At 65.8% G+C, this 18,011-nt stretch carries 18 protein-coding genes; 5 read left to right on the plus strand and 13 right to left on the minus strand.

Annotation, left to right across the window (positions count from 1 at the left end):
• Positions 1-16: 16 nt before the first annotated feature.
• Together lolD and A3CW_RS0114160 are read right to left on the minus strand one after the other, a co-directional pair.
• Entirely contained in the window at positions 17-748 is a 732-nt protein-coding gene (lolD, locus tag A3CW_RS0114155; protein WP_035512962.1) for a lipoprotein-releasing ABC transporter ATP-binding protein LolD, read from the minus strand.
• Entirely contained in the window at positions 741-1,994 is a 1,254-nt protein-coding gene (locus A3CW_RS0114160; RefSeq protein WP_028204162.1) for a lipoprotein-releasing ABC transporter permease subunit, read from the minus strand. The genes lolD and A3CW_RS0114160 overlap by 8 nt, the downstream gene beginning before the upstream one ends.
• 317 nt (positions 1,995-2,311) lie before the next feature.
• On the opposite strand from A3CW_RS0114160, the gene A3CW_RS0114165 reads away from it, so the two are divergent.
• The 5 genes from A3CW_RS0114165 to A3CW_RS0114185 all read left to right on the plus strand — a co-directional run bounded on the left by A3CW_RS0114165 (position 2,312) and on the right by A3CW_RS0114185 (position 9,183).
• Positions 2,312-3,439: a hypothetical protein gene (locus tag A3CW_RS0114165; protein ID WP_028204163.1), complete on the plus strand. Its 1,128-nt coding sequence runs from the start codon at positions 2,312-2,314 to the stop codon at positions 3,437-3,439.
• A gap of 33 nt (positions 3,440-3,472) precedes the next feature.
• Positions 3,473-5,179 carry a single-stranded-DNA-specific exonuclease RecJ gene (recJ, locus tag A3CW_RS0114170; RefSeq protein ID WP_028204164.1) on the plus strand — a complete coding sequence of 569 codons (1,707 nt, stop codon included), beginning with the start codon at positions 3,473-3,475 and terminating at the stop codon, positions 5,177-5,179.
• Positions 5,180-5,286: 107 nt separating this feature from the next.
• A protein-coding gene (gene prfB / locus A3CW_RS0114175; protein WP_154677937.1) for a peptide chain release factor 2 occupies positions 5,287-6,391 on the plus strand; the annotation gives its coding sequence in 2 pieces (ribosomal slippage) (positions 5,287-5,367 and positions 5,369-6,391; 1,104 coding nt in all).
• Between the two features lie 211 nt (positions 6,392-6,602).
• Positions 6,603-8,138, plus strand: coding sequence for a lysine--tRNA ligase (lysS, locus tag A3CW_RS0114180; RefSeq protein ID WP_028204166.1), 1,536 nt, complete (start codon positions 6,603-6,605; stop codon positions 8,136-8,138).
• Positions 8,139-8,445: 307 nt separating this feature from the next.
• A complete protein-coding gene (locus A3CW_RS0114185; protein ID WP_028204167.1) occupies positions 8,446-9,183 on the plus strand; it encodes a glycine zipper 2TM domain-containing protein in 738 nt (245 codons plus the stop codon).
• Between the two features lie 90 nt (positions 9,184-9,273).
• On the opposite strand, the gene iscX is transcribed toward A3CW_RS0114185, so the two are convergent.
• From iscX to A3CW_RS0114240, 11 genes are all read right to left on the minus strand, one after another.
• Positions 9,274-9,471: a Fe-S cluster assembly protein IscX gene (gene iscX, locus A3CW_RS0114190; RefSeq protein WP_028204168.1), complete on the minus strand. Its 198-nt coding sequence runs from the start codon at positions 9,469-9,471 to the stop codon at positions 9,274-9,276.
• A 30-nt stretch (positions 9,472-9,501) separates the two neighbouring features.
• Positions 9,502-9,843, minus strand: coding sequence for an ISC system 2Fe-2S type ferredoxin (fdx, locus tag A3CW_RS0114195; protein WP_028204169.1), 342 nt, complete (start codon positions 9,841-9,843; stop codon positions 9,502-9,504).
• 184 nt (positions 9,844-10,027) lie between these two features.
• Complete coding sequence (gene hscA, locus A3CW_RS0114200; RefSeq protein ID WP_028204170.1) at positions 10,028-11,899, minus strand: Fe-S protein assembly chaperone HscA; 1,872 nt, start codon at positions 11,897-11,899, stop codon at positions 10,028-10,030.
• A gap of 63 nt (positions 11,900-11,962) precedes the next feature.
• A complete protein-coding gene (hscB, locus tag A3CW_RS0114205) occupies positions 11,963-12,511 on the minus strand; it encodes a Fe-S protein assembly co-chaperone HscB (protein WP_028204171.1) in 549 nt (182 codons plus the stop codon).
• A 106-nt stretch (positions 12,512-12,617) separates the two neighbouring features.
• Positions 12,618-12,941, minus strand: a complete 324-nt coding sequence (gene iscA / locus A3CW_RS0114210) for an iron-sulfur cluster assembly protein IscA (RefSeq protein WP_028204172.1) — start codon at positions 12,939-12,941, stop codon at positions 12,618-12,620.
• A gap of 151 nt (positions 12,942-13,092) precedes the next feature.
• Positions 13,093-13,497 (minus strand): Fe-S cluster assembly scaffold IscU, encoded by a 405-nt coding sequence (iscU, locus tag A3CW_RS0114215; protein ID WP_028204173.1) that lies wholly within the window; start codon positions 13,495-13,497, stop codon positions 13,093-13,095.
• Between the two features lie 89 nt (positions 13,498-13,586).
• Positions 13,587-14,810, minus strand: coding sequence for an IscS subfamily cysteine desulfurase (locus A3CW_RS0114220; RefSeq protein ID WP_028204174.1), 1,224 nt, complete (start codon positions 14,808-14,810; stop codon positions 13,587-13,589).
• A gap of 80 nt (positions 14,811-14,890) precedes the next feature.
• Positions 14,891-15,424: a Fe-S cluster assembly transcriptional regulator IscR gene (iscR, locus tag A3CW_RS0114225; RefSeq protein ID WP_028204175.1), complete on the minus strand. Its 534-nt coding sequence runs from the start codon at positions 15,422-15,424 to the stop codon at positions 14,891-14,893.
• 155 nt (positions 15,425-15,579) lie between these two features.
• Complete coding sequence (locus A3CW_RS0114230; protein ID WP_028204176.1) at positions 15,580-16,062, minus strand: low molecular weight protein-tyrosine-phosphatase; 483 nt, start codon at positions 16,060-16,062, stop codon at positions 15,580-15,582.
• 108 nt (positions 16,063-16,170) lie between these two features.
• Entirely contained in the window at positions 16,171-16,401 is a 231-nt protein-coding gene (locus A3CW_RS0114235; RefSeq protein WP_028204177.1) for a hypothetical protein, read from the minus strand.
• Positions 16,402-16,560: 159 nt separating this feature from the next.
• Positions 16,561-17,997: a lactate utilization protein B gene (locus tag A3CW_RS0114240; RefSeq protein ID WP_028204178.1), complete on the minus strand. Its 1,437-nt coding sequence runs from the start codon at positions 17,995-17,997 to the stop codon at positions 16,561-16,563.
• Positions 17,998-18,011 lie beyond the last annotated feature (14 nt).

Below are 18,011 nucleotides of genomic sequence, written 5' to 3' on the forward strand. Positions count from 1 at the left end.
TCGCTCGCGAAAAGGCTCAGACCGGTACGACCGGTTCCTCTTGAAGCATGCCGTCGCGCAGGCGCACGATGCGATCGCAGCGCGCCGCGAGGTCGGAATCGTGCGTGACGATTACGAAGCTCGTATCGAACTGGTCGGAAAGTTCGAGCATCAGGTTGAAGACGTTATCCGCCGTCGCGCCGTCGAGGTTGCCCGTGGGCTCGTCGGCGAGCACGCAAGCGGGCTTCGTCACGAGCGCGCGCGCGACGGCCACGCGCTGGCGCTCGCCGCCCGACAACTCGCCCGGCCGGTTGCGCGCGCGATGCGAGAGGCCCACGCGTTCGAGGATCTGCATCGCCTCGGCCCGCGCGTCTTCCTGCGTCATGCGGCGAATGCGCAGCGGCATCGCCACGTTGTCGAGCGCCGAAAACTCCGGCAGCAGATGGTGGAACTGATAGACGAAGCCCAGCGCGCGATTGCGCAGTTCGTTGCGCTCGCGCTCGGATAGCTCGGTGAACGGCTTGCCGAGCACCGAGACCTTGCCCGCGCCCGGCTCGTCGAGGCCGCCGAGCACGTGCAGCAGCGTGCTCTTGCCCGAGCCCGACGCGCCCACCACTGCGAGCTTCTCGCCGCGCTTCACTTTCAGATCGGTGTCGTGCAGCACCTGCACCGCAAGCTGGCCCTGGCCAAACACCTTCGACACGCCGTGCGCTTCGAGCACGTACGGATAATCGCCCGCCGCGGCGATGAGCGATTGACGGTCATTCATAGCGCAGCGCCTCCGCGGGACGAACCTTGGCCGCGCGCCAGCTCGGATAGAGCGTGGCGAGCGCGGACAGCACGAACGCGATCGCGCCGATGCGGATCACGTCGGAAGCCACGAGTTCCGAAGGCAGCTCGCTGATGAAATAGACCGACGGCGGCAGGAACTGAATGCCGAGCAGATGCTCGATCGCCGGCACGCTCCATGGAATGCTCCACGCGATCAGGCAACCGAGCGCGATGCCGATGGCCGTGCCCACGAAGCCGATCGTCACGCCCTGCACGACGAAGATCTTCATGATCGAGCCCGGCTGCGCGCCGAGTGTGCGCAGGATCGCGATATCGGCCTGCTTGTTGGTGACGGTCATGACGAGAGACGAAACGAGATTGAACGCCGCGACCGCGATGATGAGCGTGAGAATGATGAACATCATGCGTTTTTCGATCTGCACGGCCGAGAACCAGGTCTTGTTCTGCTGCGTCCAGTCGCGGATATAGAGGTCGCCCGAGAGCGTATGCACGAGCTGGCGCGCCACCGCCGGTGCGCGCTGCATGTCCTTCAGGCGCAGGCGCACGCCGCTTGGCGCGCCCAGCCGATAAAGCACCTCGGCGTCGCGGATGTTGGTGAGCGCGAGCGTGCTGTCGTACTCGTAGTGGCCCGACTCGAACACGCCCATCACCGTGAACTGTTTCAGGCGCGGCAGCATGCCGGCCGGCGTGATCGAGCCCTCGGGCGCGACGAGCGTGACCTTGTCGCCCACTGTCACGCCCAGGTTCACGGCGAGATCCGCGCCGAGCACGATGCCGAAGCTGCCGGGCGTGAGGTCGTTCAGGCTGCCCGCCTTCATTTCCTTGCCGATGTCCGAAACCTGCGGCTCCTCGGAAGGCTCGATGCCGCGCAGCGCGACGCCGTTTACGCTGTCGCCGCGCGTAAGCAGCGCCTGGGCGTCCACGTAAGGCGCCGCGCCGATGACTTCAGGATTGGTCTTCGCTTCCTTCGCGGTGAGTTGCCAGTCGGGCATCGTGCCCGTGGGCGAAAAGATCTCGATGTGCGCGAGCACGGAGAGCATGCGGTCGCGCACGTCGCGCTGGAAGCCGTTCATCACCGAGAGCACGACGATCAGCGCCGCGACGCCGAGCGCGATGCCCGACATCGAAATGAGCGCGATGAACGAGATGAACCCGTTGCCGGTCGTGCGTTTGCCGGCGCGGGTGTAGCGCCAGCCTATCTGCCATTCGTAGGGAAGTTTCAAGCGAATCCTTTTGCGTCTTCGTTGCGCTCCGGCGCCGTATTGACCCTGGGGCCAGTGCGCCGGACGGCAGGAGAATATCGTGCCGGGTCGGGCGGCGATCAACCGCGAAGTTTGCCACACTGGCGGCGGGTCACGGATATTCGACGGAGTTCCCGCGGACTTTCGCGCGTGAGCACCGTCGCCTCGGGAGGCGATTGCCCGCCCTCTGCTTCGAGCCGCAATTTGCCCACAAGTGCCGCAGCGCCAGCATAACGGGTCAACGCGGGGCCGTTGCGGCACGCCCGAGGGGCGCCCGGCGCACGAAGCGCCGAAGTACAATGCGCACCATCATGCCCGCCGACCGACTCCATCTCCTCGTCCCCTTTGCGTTGCCGTCCGCGGCGGCCGCCTCCACCGCGCTCGCGGGCCTCGAATACCCGGCGCTCGCGAAACTGGTTGCGCGCGCGACACTCGGCGAGCAGGTGATCGGCGAAGACTTCCAGCGTACGCTGCCGCACGAGCGCTGGGTCGCGCGCCAGTTTGGCGCGCTGGGTCCGGCGAGCGCACACAACGCACAACCCGCGCCGGCCGCCGACGACGAAGCGCCGCTTGCGCCCTACATGCTGCTCGCCGATGGCGGCACGCCCGGCGACGCCACGTGGGCGTGCGTGCAGCCCGTCCACGTGCGCATCGCGCACGATCACCTGGTGCTGATCGACCCCGCCTCGCTGGAACTCGCCGACGCCGACGCCGCCACGCTCTACACCGTCGCCCGCCCGCTGATCGAAGAACTGGGCGTGCGCATCGAGGCCCCCACGCCGCAGCGCTGGTATCTCTCATCGGAAGCGTTCGGCACGCTCGCGGGCGCATCGCCCTTGCGCGCGAGCGGCCGCAACATCGAGATCTGGCTGCCGCACGAGGCCCATTCGGGCCAGCGTTCGCGCGCCTGGATGAAGGTGCAGAACGAAGTGCAGATGGCGTGGTTCGAGCATCCTGTGAACGAGGCCCGCGAAGCGCGCGGTCTGCCCGCCGTCAACTCGATCTGGTTCCACGGCCAGGGCGCGCTGCGCACCGTCACGAGCCCGTATGCGCGGGTGCGCTCCGATGCGGCCGCCACGCGCGGCCTGGCGCTCGCCGCGAAGGCGGAAGTCGGTGCCGCGCCGGCGACCTTCGCCGCGCTCGCAACCACGCTCAAGAACGGTTCGGGCACGGGTACGACGCTCGTCGAGCTCGATCCGTTCTCGGCGGCGTTCATCCAGCAGGACTGGGGCCGCTGGAACGCCGCGTTCGCTCAACTGGAGCGCGACTGGTTCACGCCCGCGCTCACGGCGCTGCAAACGGGCGCGCTCGCCGCGCTCGAACTCACGCTGTGCGGCGACACCGGCTCGGTCACGCTGTCCATCACGCGCGGCGATTTGCGCAAATTCTGGCGACGCCGCCTGTTCGCGTCGCTCTTTATCGAATGATCCCCGAATGACTTCTTTTTTCCGCGCTCTCGCATGACCCGAATCGTCACCCGCGCCTGCTCGCCCGCCGACACCGAAGCACTCGTGCGCCACGGCCTGCATCCGGTGCTCGCGCGCCTCTACGCCTCGCGCGGCGTTTGCCAGCCCGACGAGATCGAAACCGGCCTCGCGCGCCTCATCCCGCCCACGGGTATGAAGGGCATCGACGAGGCCGCCACGCTGCTCGCCGACGCGCTCGAAGCGGAGTGCCGCATGCTCGTGGTCGCCGACTACGACTGCGACGGCGCGACGGCCTGCGCCGTGGCCGTACGCGGCCTGCGCATGTTCGGCGCGCAGATCGACTACCTCGTGCCGAACCGGTTCGAGTATGGCTACGGCCTCACGCCCGAGATCGTCGCCCTCGCCGCTCAAGGTAAAGGCGGCCCGCCCGACGTCCTGATCACGGTGGACAACGGCATCGCCAGCGTGGAAGGCGTCGAAGCCGCCAACGCGCTCGGCATCGAGGTGCTCGTGACCGACCACCACCTGCCCGGCGACACGCTCCCCGACGCGCGCGCCATCGTCAATCCGAACCAGCCGGGCTGCGAGTTTCCGAGCAAGTGCATCGCGGGCGTGGGCGTGATGTTCTACACGCTGCTCGCGCTGCGCGCGGAGTTGCGCAGGCGCGGCGCGTTCAGCGATGGCAAGCCCGAGCCGCGCCTCGACGGCCTGCTCGATCTCGTCGCGCTCGGCACCGTCGCCGACGTCGTCAAGCTCGACGGCAACAACCGCGTGCTCGTCGCGCAAGGCTTGCAGCGCGTGCGAAACGGCCGCATGCAGCCGGGCATCGCGGCGCTCTTTCGCGCGGCGGGCCGCGATGCAAAAAGCGCGTCGGGCTTCGACTTCGGCTTCGCACTCGGCCCGCGCCTGAATGCGGCCGGCCGGCTCTCGGACATGTCGCTCGGCATCGAGTGCCTGACCACCGACGACGTGGGCCGCGCCTGGGAGCTTGCGCAGCAGCTCGACGGCATGAACCGCGAGCGCCGCGAGATCGAGGCCGGCATGCAGCAGCAGGCGCTAGCCGATCTCGCCGACGTCGATCCGCAGGGCAAAGCCACGCTCACGTTGTTCAACGAAGGCTGGCACCAGGGCGTGATCGGCATCGTCGCGGGACGGCTCAAGGAGCGCTTCCACCGCCCCTCGTTCACTTTCGCGCCTGCCGACGACGACGGCGAGCTCGTGAAGGGCTCGGGCCGCTCGATCCCCGGTTTCCATCTGCGCGACGCGGTCGATCTCATCAGCAAGCGCGAGCCCGGTCTGATCCAGAAGTTCGGCGGCCACGCCATGGCCGCGGGCATGACGATCGCCGCCGCGGACGTGCCGCGCTTTGCTGCCGCCTTCGAACGCGTGGGCCGCGAGTGGCTCACCGAAGAAGCGCTCGCGCGAACGGTCGAAACCGACGGCGATCTCGAAGACGCCTACTTCACGCCCGATTTCGTCGAGATGCTCGACGCCGCCGTGTGGGGCCAGGGTTTCCCGGCGCCCGTATTCTCGGGGGAATTCGAGGTGGCCTCCCAGGCGCTCGTGAAGGACAAGCACCTCAAGCTGCAACTGCTGCGCGGGCGCCAGCGCTTCAACGCGATCTGGTTCAATCACACGGAGTCGCTGCCGCAGCACACCACGGTCGCCTACCGGCTCGTGCGCGACACCTGGAATGGCGTGTCGCGCGTGCAGCTCGTGGTCGAGCACGCTGCGCTCTGAGACCGCTTTGAACGGCGAGGCGCGGGCCGCCCGAAGCGCCCGCGCCGCACTTGATCCGGGTCCAATCGGCTATAATTCAATGTTTTACACGCCGGATCACGATACAAATGGAAGCGGAACGTCTCAACGCGATCGAAGCCCTTTTGGCGGACCTGCGCGCACGCGCGGGCGAGCTACGGGGGTATCTTTGACTACGACGTAAAAGCCCGACGGCTCGTCGAAGTCAACAGCGAACTCGAAGACCCCAACGTCTGGAACGACTCCAAGCACGCCCAGGGTCTCGGCAAGGAAAAGAAACTGCTCGAGGGCGTGGTGCACGTGCTCGACGGCATCGAGAACGACACGCGCGACACCCAGGATCTCTTCGAAATGGCGCGCGAAGAAGGCGATGAGGACACGCTCGTCGCCATCGAAACCGATGCTCACGCGATCGAAGCGCGCGTAGCCGACGTCGAGTTCCGCCGCATGTTCGCGAATCCGGCCGATCCGAACAACGCGTTCATCGACATCCAGGCCGGCGCCGGCGGCACCGAGGCCTGCGACTGGGCGTCCATGCTGCTGCGCCAGTACGTGCGCTACTGCGAACGCAAGGGCTTCAAGACCGAAGTGCTCGAAGAGTCCGAAGGCGACGTGGCCGGCATCAAGAGCGCGACGATCAAGGTCGAAGGCGAATACGCCTACGGCTTCCTGCGTACCGAAACCGGCATTCACCGCCTCGTGCGCAAGTCGCCGTTCGACTCGTCGGGCGGGCGTCATACGTCGTTCTCGTCGGTGTTCGTGTATCCGGAAATCGACGACTCGTTCGAGATCGAAGTCAATCCGGCCGATCTGCGCATCGACACGTACCGCGCTTCGGGCGCGGGCGGTCAGCACATCAACAAGACCGACTCCGCCGTGCGTATCACGCACGTCCCGTCGGGCATCGTCGTGCAGTGCCAGAACGACCGCTCGCAGCACCGCAACCGCGCCGAAGCCATGGCCATGCTGAAGTCGCGCCTGTACGAAGCCGAGATGCGCAAGCGCCAGTCGGAACAGGACAAGCTCGAAGCGGGCAAGTCGGACGTGGGCTGGGGTCACCAGATCCGCTCCTATGTGCTCGACAACAGCCGTATCAAGGATCTGCGCACCAACGTCGAAATCAGCAACACCAAGGCCGTGCTCGACGGCGATCTCGACGCCTTCATCAGCGCGAGCCTGAAACAGGGCGTGTAAGCTTGCCGCACGCCACGGGCGCAGCAGTTCACCGCATGCCGCCCTCTCCTGCTGCGCCGCCCGCTTCGACTGCGAGGCGCGCGACGCGCAGCAGGAACCGAAGTCCGCTTATCTGCGCGCGATGCGCGCCGTGTCCCGCGAAGGACCATGCCGGGGCCGCAGCCCCGAAAACTCGCCGAAACACCTGCGAATCAAAGAACTCCGAGCCATCATGACCGAACCGACCCAGCAGAACGCGCCCAGCGCCGCGCCCGAACTCGACGACAACCAGATCATCGCCGAGCGCCGCGAGAAACTGCGCGCGCTGCGCGAGGCAGGCGTCGCCTATCCGAACGACTTCCGCCCGACCCACCACGCTGCCGACCTGGCGCGCGACTACGCCGACACCGACAAGGACGCGCTCGAAGCGAACCCGCTCGAAGTGGCAGTCGCCGGCCGCATGATGCTCAAGCGCGTGATGGGCAAGGCGAGCTTCGCGACGGTGCGCGACGGCTCAGGCCAGATCCAGTTCTTCATCACGCCCGCCGACGTGGGCGAGGCAACCTACGACGCGTTCAAGAAGTGGGATCTGGGTGACATCGTCGCGGCCAAAGGTGTGCTGTTCCGCACCAACAAGGGCGAGCTTTCGGTGCGCTGCACGGAACTGCGTCTGCTCTCGAAGGCGCTGCGTCCGCTGCCGGACAAGTTCCACGGCCTCTCGGACCAGGAAATGCGCTACCGCCAGCGCTACGTCGACCTGATCGTCACGCCCGAAGCGCGTCAGACGTTCCAGGCGCGCACCACGGCGATTTCTTCCGTGCGCCGCTTCATGGCCGACTCGGGCTTCATGGAAGTCGAAACGCCGATGCTGCACCCGATCCCGGGCGGCGCAGCCGCGAAGCCGTTCGTCACGCACCACAACGCGCTCGACATGCAGATGTTCATGCGCATCGCGCCCGAGCTTTATCTCAAGCGCCTGGTCGTGGGCGGCTTCGAACGCGTGTTCGAGATCAACCGGAATTTCCGTAACGAAGGCGTTTCGCCGCGTCACAATCCGGAATTCACGATGATGGAGTTCTACGCCGCGTACACCGACTACGCGTGGCTCATGGACTTCACCGAGCAACTGATCCGCCAGGCCGCCATCGACGCGAGCGGCACCGCCGTGCTGACGTATCAGGGCCGTGAACTCGACCTATCGAAGCCGTTCCATCGCTTGACGATCGTGCAGGCGATCCAGAAATACGCGCCGCAATACACGAACGAGCAGCTCGCCGACGCCGGCTTCCTGCGCACGGAACTCAAGAAGTTCGGCGTGGACGCGAACCAGCCGGCATTTTTGAACGCGGGCGTGGGCTCACTCCAACTGGCGCTCTTCGAAGAGACGGCCGAGTCGCAGCTGTGGGAGCCGACCTACATCATCGACTACCCCATCGAAGTCTCGCCGCTCGCACGCGCCTCGGATACGCTGCCGGGCATCACCGAGCGCTTCGAGCTGTTCATCACGGGCCGCGAGATCGCCAACGGCTTCTCGGAACTGAACGATCCGGAAGACCAGGCCGCGCGCTTCAAGAAGCAGGTCGAGCAAAAGGACGCCGGCGACGAAGAAGCGATGTTCTACGACGCCGACTACATCCGCGCGCTCGAATACGGCATGCCCCCGACAGGCGGCTGCGGCATCGGCATCGACCGTCTGATCATGCTGCTCACGGACAGCGCGAGCATCCGCGACGTGATCCTCTTCCCGCACCTGCGCCGCGAAGACTAAGCGGAACACTGCCTGACATGACGGGGCGCACGCGGTTCACACCGTATGCGCCCCGTTTCTTTGTGGGCTCTCTCAGCGCACACGTTTGTAACCATCGGTAAAATCTGCCGGCTAGTGTGGCCGCTGGGACGGGTACGTCAATTGCGCCCCTGTGGAAAACCGCGCTGTGCAACGCTGCGCGACGAACGCGTCCTCAGCGTCTTCCCGCACCCACCGCGCGGGGTTACAAATTGAAACGCTCACAGAATTGGATTGGCTCAAACTGGGTCTCACAAGAGAGCCAACTCTGCCAAAGACGGAGCCTGTCATGAACACAACCGATCCGACCACACCGAAACGCCGCCTCCATTCGCTGATCGCAACCGCAGCGGCAGCGGTCATCGTCGCGAGCCTTGCGGCCACGGCGGCCATCACCGGCGTTTTCCCGAGAGCTTCCAGCACCGCCGAACAGAGCGCCCAGGTTCAGACGGGCCAGACGGCCATGACGGCTTCCCAGCCGCCGGTGGCCGACTCGACCAAGCCGGTGCAGGCCTCGCAATACGCGCAGAGCGACCAGAATGCGCCTGCCGAGCCGCAACCGGCGCCTGCGCAGCCTCAACAGCAGGCGGCCGTGCCCGTCGCCCCGGCGCAGCAGTATGGTCAACAGCCCGCCCAGCCGGCGCAGCCTTCACAGCAGCAATACGCGCAGGAAGCGCCGCCGGCCCAGCCCGCATGTTCGACGTGCGGCACGGTCGTCGCGATTTCCGAGGTCAAGCATGAAGGCCACGGCACCGGTATCGGCGCAGTAGGCGGCGCGGTGGCGGGTGGCGTAGTCGGCAACCAGTTCGGCTCAGGCAACGGCCGCACGGCCATGACGCTGCTCGGCGCACTGGGCGGCGGCTTCGCGGGCAACTCGGTCGAAAAACACCTGCGCAGCACGACGAGTTATTCGGTGCGCGTGCGCATGGAGAACGGCAAGACGCGCTACTTCACGTATCACGATGCGCCGCCGTTCCAGCAAGGCGAGCGCGTGCGTGTGGAAAACGGCACGCTGGTCGCGGGTTGAATGCGCTGAAGCTGGCGGCGCAATAAAAAAGGCGATTTGCCGTACTGGCAAATCGCCTTTTTCTCGTCTGCTTGCCGGGCTTGCCGGGAATCAGTAGTCCGCGTCTTCGATCCACGCGGCCTGGATCGCTTCGAGAATCTTCTCGTTAGAGCGCTCGGGGTCGTCGTCGAAACCGTCGAGCTGGGTGATCCAGCGATGCAGATCGGTGAAGCGCACGTACTGCGGATCCACTTCGGGATGGGTGTCCGTCAAGGCCATCGCGATGTCCTGCGTATCGGTCCATTTCATGGCTGCGCGCTCCTCCTGGTGTTCAGTGGCTCAGTGGTTTTCTTTCGCGTGGTTGATCGAGTAACGCGGAATCTCGACCACCAGGTCGTCGTTCTCGGGCACGAGGGCCTGACACGACAGCCGCGACGTCGGCTCGAGGCCCCACGCCTTGTCGAGGAGATCGTCTTCGTCTTCCTCGGAAGGCACGAGCGCATCGAAGCCTTCGCGCACGATCACGTGACAGGTCGTGCAGGCGCACGACTTTTCGCATGCGTGCTCGATTTCGATGCCGTGTTCGAGCAGCGCGTCGCACACGCTCTCACCCGGCTTGGCGTCGATGACCGCGCCTTCAGGGCACAGTTCGACATGGGGCAGCACCACGATTTGAGGCATTGTGATTTCCGTATCCAATAACTTTCATATCGGGCGCATGCCCCGCCTCCGACGGCGGCATGTGCCCATTCTACTGTCGGTGCGCGCTCTGCCACATCGGGAAAGCACGCACGCGAGCGCCGTTTGCTAACGACGCGTTCGCCTTTAAGCTGTTGAGGTTTTGGCCGCGCTTTTAGCCGCGCTTTCAGCCGATCTCGTCGAGCCTCTTGCCCGCCAGCGCGCGCTTGATGCCCTTGTCCATGCGGCGCGCGGCAAACTCGTCGGTGCCTTCGGCAAGCGCCTTGGTGGCGGCTTCGATCGCGCCGGCGTCCTCGCCCTGCGCGATTTGCGCAAGCGCGGCGATCAGCGCGTCGACTTGCGCCCGCTCGGCTTCGTCGAGCAGTTCGCCATCGGCGCCCAAAGCGGCGTTGGTCGCTTCGATGATGCGTTGCGCTTCGACTTGCGCCTCGCGCAGCGCGCGGGCGCGCATGTCGACTTCGGCGGTCTTGAAGCTGTCTTCGAGCATGCGGGCCACGTCGTCGTCGGCGAGACCGTAGGACGGCTTCACCACCACCGAGGCCTCCACGCCCGAGAGTTGCTCGCGCGCGAACACGGACAAGAGGCCGTCCGCATCCACCTGGTAAGTCACGCGAATGCGCGCCGCGCCCGCCGCCATCGGCGGAATGCCGCGCAGCTCGAAGCGCGCGAGCGAGCGGCAGTCGGCAACGAGTTCGCGCTCGCCCTGCACCACGTGAATCGCCATGGCCGTCTGGCCGTCCTTGAAGGTCGTGAAGTCCTGCGCACGCGCGACCGGAATGGTCGAATTGCGCGGGATGATCTTCTCGACGAGACCCCCCATCGTCTCCACGCCGAGCGAGAGCGGAATGACGTCGAGCAGCAGCCAGTCGTCCTCACCGCCGCGGTTGCCGGCGAGCAGGTCGGCCTGGATCGCCGCGCCGAGCGCGACGACCTGATCCGGGTCCAGATTCGTGAGCGGCGCCTGGCCGAAGTGCTGCTCCACGGCGCGGCGGATCACGGGCATGCGCGTCGCGCCGCCAACCAGCACCACGCCCTTCACGTCCTTCGCGGCCACCTTCGCGTCGCGCAGCGCCTTCTTCGTCGGCGTGAGCGTGCGCTGCACGAGCGCTTGCGTGAGCGCTTCGAAGCGCGGCTCGTCGATCGTCAGCGCGATCGGCTTGCCGCTCGACAGGGTCACCTCGATGCGCGCCTCGGGCGCGGACGAGAGCGCTTCCTTCGCATCGCGCACGCGGTCGAGCAACAGGCGCACGTCTTCGGGCGCGAGCGGCGCGCGCTCGATGCCGGACTGCTCCAGCGTCCAGGCAAAAAGCGCGTGGTCGAAATCGTCGCCGCCGAGCGCCGAATCGCCGCCGGCCGCCAGCACTTCGAACACGCCCTTCGTGAGCTTGAGAATCGACAGGTCGAAGGTGCCGCCGCCGAGGTCGTAGACCGCGTAGAGGCCTTCGGCGCCGTTGTCGAGCCCGTACGCGATCGCCGCCGCGGTCGGCTCGTTGAGCAGACGCAGCACGTTCAGGCCCGCGAGACGCGCAGCGTCCTTGGTCGCCTGGCGCTGCGCTTCGTCGAAGTACGCCGGCACCGTGATGACGGCGCCCACGAGCTCGTCGCCGAGCGTATCTTCGGCGCGCTGGCGCAGCGTCGCGAGAATTTCCGCCGAGACTTCGACGGGGCTCTTCACGCCGTCAATAGTCTGGATTTGCACCATGCCCGGCGCGTCGACGAAGTCGTACGGTGCGTTGGCCGCGCCTTCGACCTCGGACTTGCCGCGGCCCATGAAGCGCTTGACCGACACGATCGTGTTACGCGGGTCGGTGGCGGCTTCCGCCTTCGCCGCGCGGCCGATGCGCCGCCCGCCATTCGCGAGATAGCGCACGACCGAGGGCAGCAGCGCATGGCCGTCTTCGTCGGGCAGCACGTCGGGCACGCCGCTGCGCACCGCGGCGACCAGCGAGTTCGTCGTGCCGAGGTCGATGCCGACGGCGAGTCGCCGCTGATGCGGCGCCGGCGCCATGCCGGGTTCGGAGATTTGCAGTAAGGCCATCTGTGTGATCTGCTTTTTAACCTGATGGGCGCGAGCGCCCGATATCCGTTTGCGCACCCGGGCTCAGCCTTCGAGCCGCTCGATCTGCGAGTCGATTTCGCCCGCCACGCGCTCGATGAACATGAGCTGGCGCACCGCCTCGGCCGCGGGCTGGTTCGAGCCGCTGTCGAGCAGCGCCGCGAGCTTCGTGAAGCGCACGCGTTCGTCGTCGCGCAGTTCGCCCGCGAGTGCGTCGAGTGCATCGACGTTCTTCGCGGCGACCGCGTCTTCGATCGCCTCGCGCCACTCCATCTGCTGCATGAGGAACGCGGGCTCCATCGCGGTGTTGTTCTCCGCCCCGACGTCGATGCCGCGCAGATGCAGCAGATACTTCGCGCGCTTGAGCGGATCGCGCAGCGTCTGATACGCCTCGTTCGTGCGCGTGGCCCATTGCATGGCGATGCGCTTTTGCGCCTCGCCGGCCGCGGCGAAGCGGTCGGGATGCACCTGCGCCTGCACCGTGCGGTAAGCATGGTCGAGCGCGTTCGCGTCGATTGCGAACTGCTCGGGCAGGCCGAACAGCACGAAGTGGCTGTCGGAGAGCGACCGGGAAGGCGTGGAAGGCGTGCTCATCGGCTGGAACGTTCTTGTGGGGCTATGAGGGGCTGAGAGGGACTAACCAGCGGCCGTCAAAATCAAAAAGGCGGCACAGGCCGCCTTTTCACCGCTCGACGCGGGCTCAAACGCGGAAGGACTCGCCGCAGCCGCACTCGTCCTTCACGTTCGGGTTGCTGAACCGGAAGCCTTCGTTCAGGCCTTCGCGCACGAAGTCCAGCTGCGTGCCGTCGATATAGGCGAGACTCTTCGGGTCGACGATGACCTTCACGCCGTGGCTCTCGAAGACGTTGTCCTCGGGCGCGAGTTCGTCGACGTACTCGAGCTTGTACGCGAGGCCCGAGCAGCCCGTCGTGCGCACGCCAAGACGCAGGCCCACGCCCTTGCCGCGACGGGTCAGGTACTTTTGCACGTGCTGTGCCGCTTTTTCAGTCAACGTAATTGCCATAGCATCTTCGCCGCGCCTCGCGCCGCCGGTTGGGCTTTCGCCGTGCCTTGCGTCGCGATGCAACCCTGCTGCATCCAGAATCGTTAGTCCCAGAGCGCCGAGCTTGTGGGCTCGACGCCGTCCTGCCTCTACTACGCCGCAGCGCTGCGCGTTACGCCGCGTCGGCCTTCGCTTCGGTCGTGTGACGCTGGCGATAGTCCGCGACCGCTGCCTTGATCGCGTCTTCCGCGAGAATCGAGCAGTGGATCTTCACCGGCGGCAGCGCCAGTTCTTCGGCGATCTGCGTGTTCTTGATGTCGAGCGCCTGGTCGAGCGTCTTGCCCTTCACCCACTCGGTCACGAGCGAGCTCGAAGCGATCGCCGAGCCGCAGCCGTAGGTCTTGAACTTCGCGTCTTCGATCACGCCGTCCGCGCCCACGCGAATCTGCAGCTTCATCACGTCGCCGCACGCCGGCGCGCCGACCATGCCGGTGCCCACTGCGTCGTCGTCCTTCGAGAACGAGCCGACGTTGCGCGGGTTTTCGTAGTGGTCCAGAACCTTGTCGCTATATGCCATGATCACACTCCTTCAATTCGTGTTTGCCGCGCTGCACGTGAGTTGCGCTGCGGCTGGGTGGTTGTTCGCTGCTAACTGCGCCGCCTGGCTTAGTGCGCTGCCCACTGGATGGTCGACAGATCGATGCCGTCCTGATGCATTTCCCACAGCGGCGAAAGCTCGCGCAGCTTGGCGATCTTCGTCTTCAGCAGGTTGATCACGTAGTCCACGTCCTGTTCCGTCGTGAAGCGGCCCACCGTGAAGCGGATCGAGCTATGCGCCAGCTCGTCGTTGCGGCCGAGCGCGCGCAGCACGTACGACGGCTCGAGCGATGCGGACGTGCACGCCGAACCCGACGACACCGCCACGTCCTTCACCGCCATGATCAGCGACTCGCCTTCGACGAAGTTGAAGCTGATGTTCAGGTTGTGCGGCACACGCTGTTCCATGTCGCCGTTCACGTAGGTTTCTTCGATTTCCTTCAGGCCGCGCAGGAGCTTGTCGCGCAGCATGCGCACGCGCTCGTTTTCCGTGGCCATCTCTTCACGCGCGATGCGGAACGCTTCGCCCATGCCGACGATCTGGTGCGTGGCCAGCGTGCCCGAGCGCATGCCGCGCTCGTGGCCGCCGCCGTGCATCTGCGCTTCGATGCGCACGCGCGGCTTGCGGCGCACGTACAGCGCGCCGATGCCCTTCGGGCCGTAGGTCTTGTGCGCCGAGAACGACATCAGGTCGACCTTGAGCTTTTGCAGGTCGATGGGCGCCTTGCCCGTGGATTGCGCAGCGTCGACGTGGAAAATGATGCCCTTTTCGCGGCAGATTTCGCCGATCGTCGCGATGTCCTGGATCACGCCGATCTCGTTGTTCACGTGCATGACGGAAACGAGGATCGTGTCGGGGCGCAGCGCGGCCTTGAGCGCTTCGAGGTCGATCAGACCGTCGTCCTTGACGTCCAGATACGTGACTTCGTAGCCTTCGCGCTCGAGCTCGCGGCAGGTGTCGAGCACGGCCTTGTGCTCGGTCTTCACCGTGATGATGTGCTTACCCTTGCTCTTGTAGAAGTGCGCAGCGCCCTTGATCGCGAGGTTGTCCGATTCGGTTGCGCCGGAGGTCCAGATGATTTCGCGCGGGTCGGCGTTGACGAGCGCGGCGACCTGCTCGCGCGCTTCCTCGACGGCGCGCTCCGCATCCCAGCCATAGGCGTGGCTGCGCGACGCCGGATTGCCGAACTGCTCGCGCAGATACGGAATCATCTTGTCCACCACGCGCGGGTCGACGGGGGTCGTCGCGCTGTAGTCCATGTAAATGGGCAGGTGGGGAATGTCGTTATTCATCTATCGCTCCGGGGAATCTTGTGTGCTGCGCTGTACTGTCTGTTTTGCCAACTGCGGCGTGCTGGCGGCGCTCGAAGGCGTTACGAGCCCGCCATGTTGAAGATCGAGTTCGGACCCAGCGGCATCGTCCTGACCGGCTCCACCGCCGGCGCCTCGGCGCGGCGGTCGCGCAGGACGGCGGGCGCGGCGCCTTCGCGGGCGCGCTGCTTGTCGACCAGATCCTTGAGCGACACCGAATCGAGGTACTCGACCATTTTCTGGTTCAGCGTCGACCAGAGTTCGTGCGTCATGCAGTGGCCGTCGTGCTGCTTGGTGCCCTCGCAGGCGCCCTTGCCGCCGCACTGGGTGGCATCGAGCGGCTCGTCCACGGCGATGATGATGTCCGCGACCGTGACGTCCTCCGCGCGGCGCGCGAGGTTGTACCCGCCGCCCGGCCCACGGACCGATTCGACGATTTCATGACGGCGCAGCTTGCCGAACAGCTGTTCGAGGTACGACAGCGAGATGTGCTGCCGCTGGCTGATACCCGCAAGCGTCACCGGGCCCTGCTCCTGGCGCAGCGCCAGGTCAATCATCGCCGTGACGGCGAAACGGCCTTTGGTGGTGAGTCTCATGATGTATGGGAACCGCAATTCTCGACAATTTTCGTCAAGTATAAATACATGACTAGTTTAGTCAAGTATCAACGTCGCGATTTGGGTTATTAGGCGCGCGGCGAATCGCAAAAATGGCGCGATTTCTGCGTCCAGCAGATTCGCGCCCGCTCATCTCAATCCACCAGTTGCGGACGCAATGCGGCGAGCAGCCCCGCGCAGGCGGCCTCGCATTGATCGAGCACCGTTTCGAAGCCCGCATCGCCGCCAAAATAGGGATCGACCACCACCCGCGTTTCGGCCTGCGGCGCGAATTCCATCAGCAGGCGGATCTTGTCGCGCTCGCTCGCCGGGCAGACGCCCTGAAGCGCGATGACGTTGGCGTCGTCCATCGCCACGATCAGGTCGAAACGGCGAAAATCTTCGGCGGCGATCTGCCGGGCGCGCAACGCCGCGAGCTCGTAGCCGCGCAGGCCGCCCGCTCGCTGGGCGCGCTCGTCGGGCGCCTCGCCGATGTGCCAGTCACCCGTGCCCGCCGAATCAATCTCGACGCGCCCCGCCAACCCCGCCTCGTCGATGAGACGCAGCATCACGGCCTCGGCCGTGGGCGAGCGGCAGATATTGCCAAGGCAAACGAAACAGACGGAAACCTTTTTCATTCGTGGGGGCTGGAGCAACGGACAGCGTTCAGCGCGCGGCGGCGAATCTCAAATTATACAAAGCACACGAAATGCGCGCTGCGCGGCGCGTTGGCGCCAGCGCGATCGTCAGATCGCGTTCGACCGCGGGAGCGTCGCGATGCCGTTCATCGCCTTCACCGGCGTATTGCCTTCGCTGCCCACGAGGCCATACGACACGGCGCGCGCCAGTTCTGCCGTGACCTGATCGGCGGCGAGCGGCATTTGCTGCTCGGCGGTTTTCCATGCATGGACCCATGCGATCACCGCGAGCGGCAGGATCAGCGCCAGCGGCCAGTACACCGTTATTTTCTTTCTCATGATGTGACTCTCTATCGACTGTGAAGCGACAGGTGCGGACGCACTATCGCCAGTCGAGATGATATAGAGAGTCGCAATCAGGAAAAACCCGGTCCGGACGAACACACTGTTGCGCCAGCTTAAATAGTCGGCAACCTGGACTTGACCGATGCGCGCGCGTCAGGCCTGCTCGGGGCGCTTCGTCGTGTCCAGATGCGTGTGCCGCGCCGCGTACAACTCGCGGAACGTGCGGCCGACCGGCGCCGGCATGTCGCGCCCGTTGGTCCAGCCGCGCGCAAATGGCAGCTTGCGAATGAGCCTGCCCTGCCCGCCCATGCGCTCCAGTATCCGCACGCCGAGTTTGGTGAGCAGCGCGTAGGCCGTTGGGTGAAGCGCGAGCCAGCCCCACGCTGCGAGCGCCGCGCGCTCGCGCCACGGGCGCAGATGGCGCTCCGTCTGCTTCTCGCGCAGTTTGCGCAGCAAGTCCGAAAGCGGAATGCCCACCGGGCAGACGCTGTTGCACTCGCCGCACAGTGTTGCGGCCTGCGGCAGATCGAGCGTCTTTTCGATGCCGACGTAGCTTGGCGTGAGCACAGAGCCCATCGGTCCCGGATAGACCCAGCCGTACGCATGGCCGCCCACCTTCTGATAGACCGGGCAGTGGTTCATGCAAGCCCCGCAACGGATGCAGCGCAGCATCTCCTGGAATTCGCCGCCGATCAGGCCGGTGCGGCCGCCGTCAACGAGCACGACGTACATGTGCTCGGGGCCGTCCTGGTCCTCGGGTCCGCGCGGGCCCGTCAGAACCGAGAAGTAGTTCGACGTGGCCTGCCCTGTCGCCGACCGCGGCAACAGACGCATGGCGGTGGCGAGGTCCTCGAGCGTAGGCAGCACCTTCTCGATGCCCGTCACCGCCACGTGCACGCGCGGCATCACGGTGCACATGCCCTCGTTGCCCTCGTTGGTCACCAGCACCACCGAGCCCGTTTCCGCGACGAGGAAGTTGCCGCCCGTCACGCCCATGTCCGCCGAGAGAAAATGCGGGCGCAGGACTTCGCGCGCCTCGCGGGTCATGTCGGGGATTTCTGTCAGGCGCGGCTTGTCGTGCGTTTTCGCGAAGAGATCGGCGATCTCGTCTTTGTCCTTGTGGACGACGGGCGCAATGATGTGGCTCGGCGGCTCGTTATCGTTGATCTGCAGGATGTACTCGCCCAGATCGGTCTCGATGGACTGGACGCCCATTTCCGCGAGCACCGCATTGAGCTGCATCTCCTCCGAGACCATCGACTTGGTCTTGATGACCTTGTGCACGTCGTGGCACCGCGCGATGGCCGCGACCAGCTTCGCGGCGTCTTGCGCCGTTTCCGCGTAGAACACGGTCACGCCGCGCCGCGCCGCCTCGGTCTCGAACTGCTCGAGCCAGACGTCGAGATTTTCCAGCGCCCGGTTGCGGCGCGCCTTGAGCGCCGCGCGCGTGGCGGGGAAATCGATCGCGGTGATCGCCTCGGCGCGCGCCGAGACGAACTTGGTCGAAAGTTTCTTGAGGTTGTGCTGCAGACGCTGATCGGCCAGCTTCTGACCGGCGCGCGCCTTGAACTGCATCGATTGGACTTGCATGGCGTGAGGGCGAG

This window comes from Paraburkholderia nodosa DSM 21604 (assembly GCF_000519185.1).
Taxonomy (GTDB): domain Bacteria; phylum Pseudomonadota; class Gammaproteobacteria; order Burkholderiales; family Burkholderiaceae; genus Paraburkholderia; species Paraburkholderia nodosa.

Bases quoted from the DNA above. Each gene is read 5' to 3' on its own strand.
- lolD (WP_035512962.1), bottom strand. From the start codon at position 748: ATGAATGACCGTCAATCGCTCATCGCCGCGGCGGGCGATTATCCGTAC.
- A3CW_RS0114165 (WP_028204163.1), top strand. From the start codon at position 2,312: ATGCGCACCATCATGCCCGCCGACCGACTCCATCTCCTCGTCCCCTTT.
- recJ (WP_028204164.1), top strand. From the start codon at position 3,473: ATGACCCGAATCGTCACCCGCGCCTGCTCGCCCGCCGACACCGAAGCA.
- lysS (WP_028204166.1), top strand. From the start codon at position 6,603: ATGACCGAACCGACCCAGCAGAACGCGCCCAGCGCCGCGCCCGAACTC.
- A3CW_RS0114185 (WP_028204167.1), top strand. From the start codon at position 8,446: ATGAACACAACCGATCCGACCACACCGAAACGCCGCCTCCATTCGCTG.
- iscX (WP_028204168.1), bottom strand. From the start codon at position 9,471: ATGAAATGGACCGATACGCAGGACATCGCGATGGCCTTGACGGACACC.
- fdx (WP_028204169.1), bottom strand. From the start codon at position 9,843: ATGCCTCAAATCGTGGTGCTGCCCCATGTCGAACTGTGCCCTGAAGGC.
- hscA (WP_028204170.1), bottom strand. From the start codon at position 11,899: ATGGCCTTACTGCAAATCTCCGAACCCGGCATGGCGCCGGCGCCGCAT.
- hscB (WP_028204171.1), bottom strand. From the start codon at position 12,511: ATGAGCACGCCTTCCACGCCTTCCCGGTCGCTCTCCGACAGCCACTTC.
- iscA (WP_028204172.1), bottom strand. From the start codon at position 12,941: ATGGCAATTACGTTGACTGAAAAAGCGGCACAGCACGTGCAAAAGTAC.
- iscU (WP_028204173.1), bottom strand. From the start codon at position 13,497: ATGGCATATAGCGACAAGGTTCTGGACCACTACGAAAACCCGCGCAAC.
- A3CW_RS0114220 (WP_028204174.1), bottom strand. From the start codon at position 14,810: ATGAATAACGACATTCCCCACCTGCCCATTTACATGGACTACAGCGCG.
- iscR (WP_028204175.1), bottom strand. From the start codon at position 15,424: ATGAGACTCACCACCAAAGGCCGTTTCGCCGTCACGGCGATGATTGAC.
- A3CW_RS0114230 (WP_028204176.1), bottom strand. From the start codon at position 16,062: ATGAAAAAGGTTTCCGTCTGTTTCGTTTGCCTTGGCAATATCTGCCGC.
- A3CW_RS0114235 (WP_028204177.1), bottom strand. From the start codon at position 16,401: ATGAGAAAGAAAATAACGGTGTACTGGCCGCTGGCGCTGATCCTGCCG.
- A3CW_RS0114240 (WP_028204178.1), bottom strand. From the start codon at position 17,997: ATGCAAGTCCAATCGATGCAGTTCAAGGCGCGCGCCGGTCAGAAGCTG.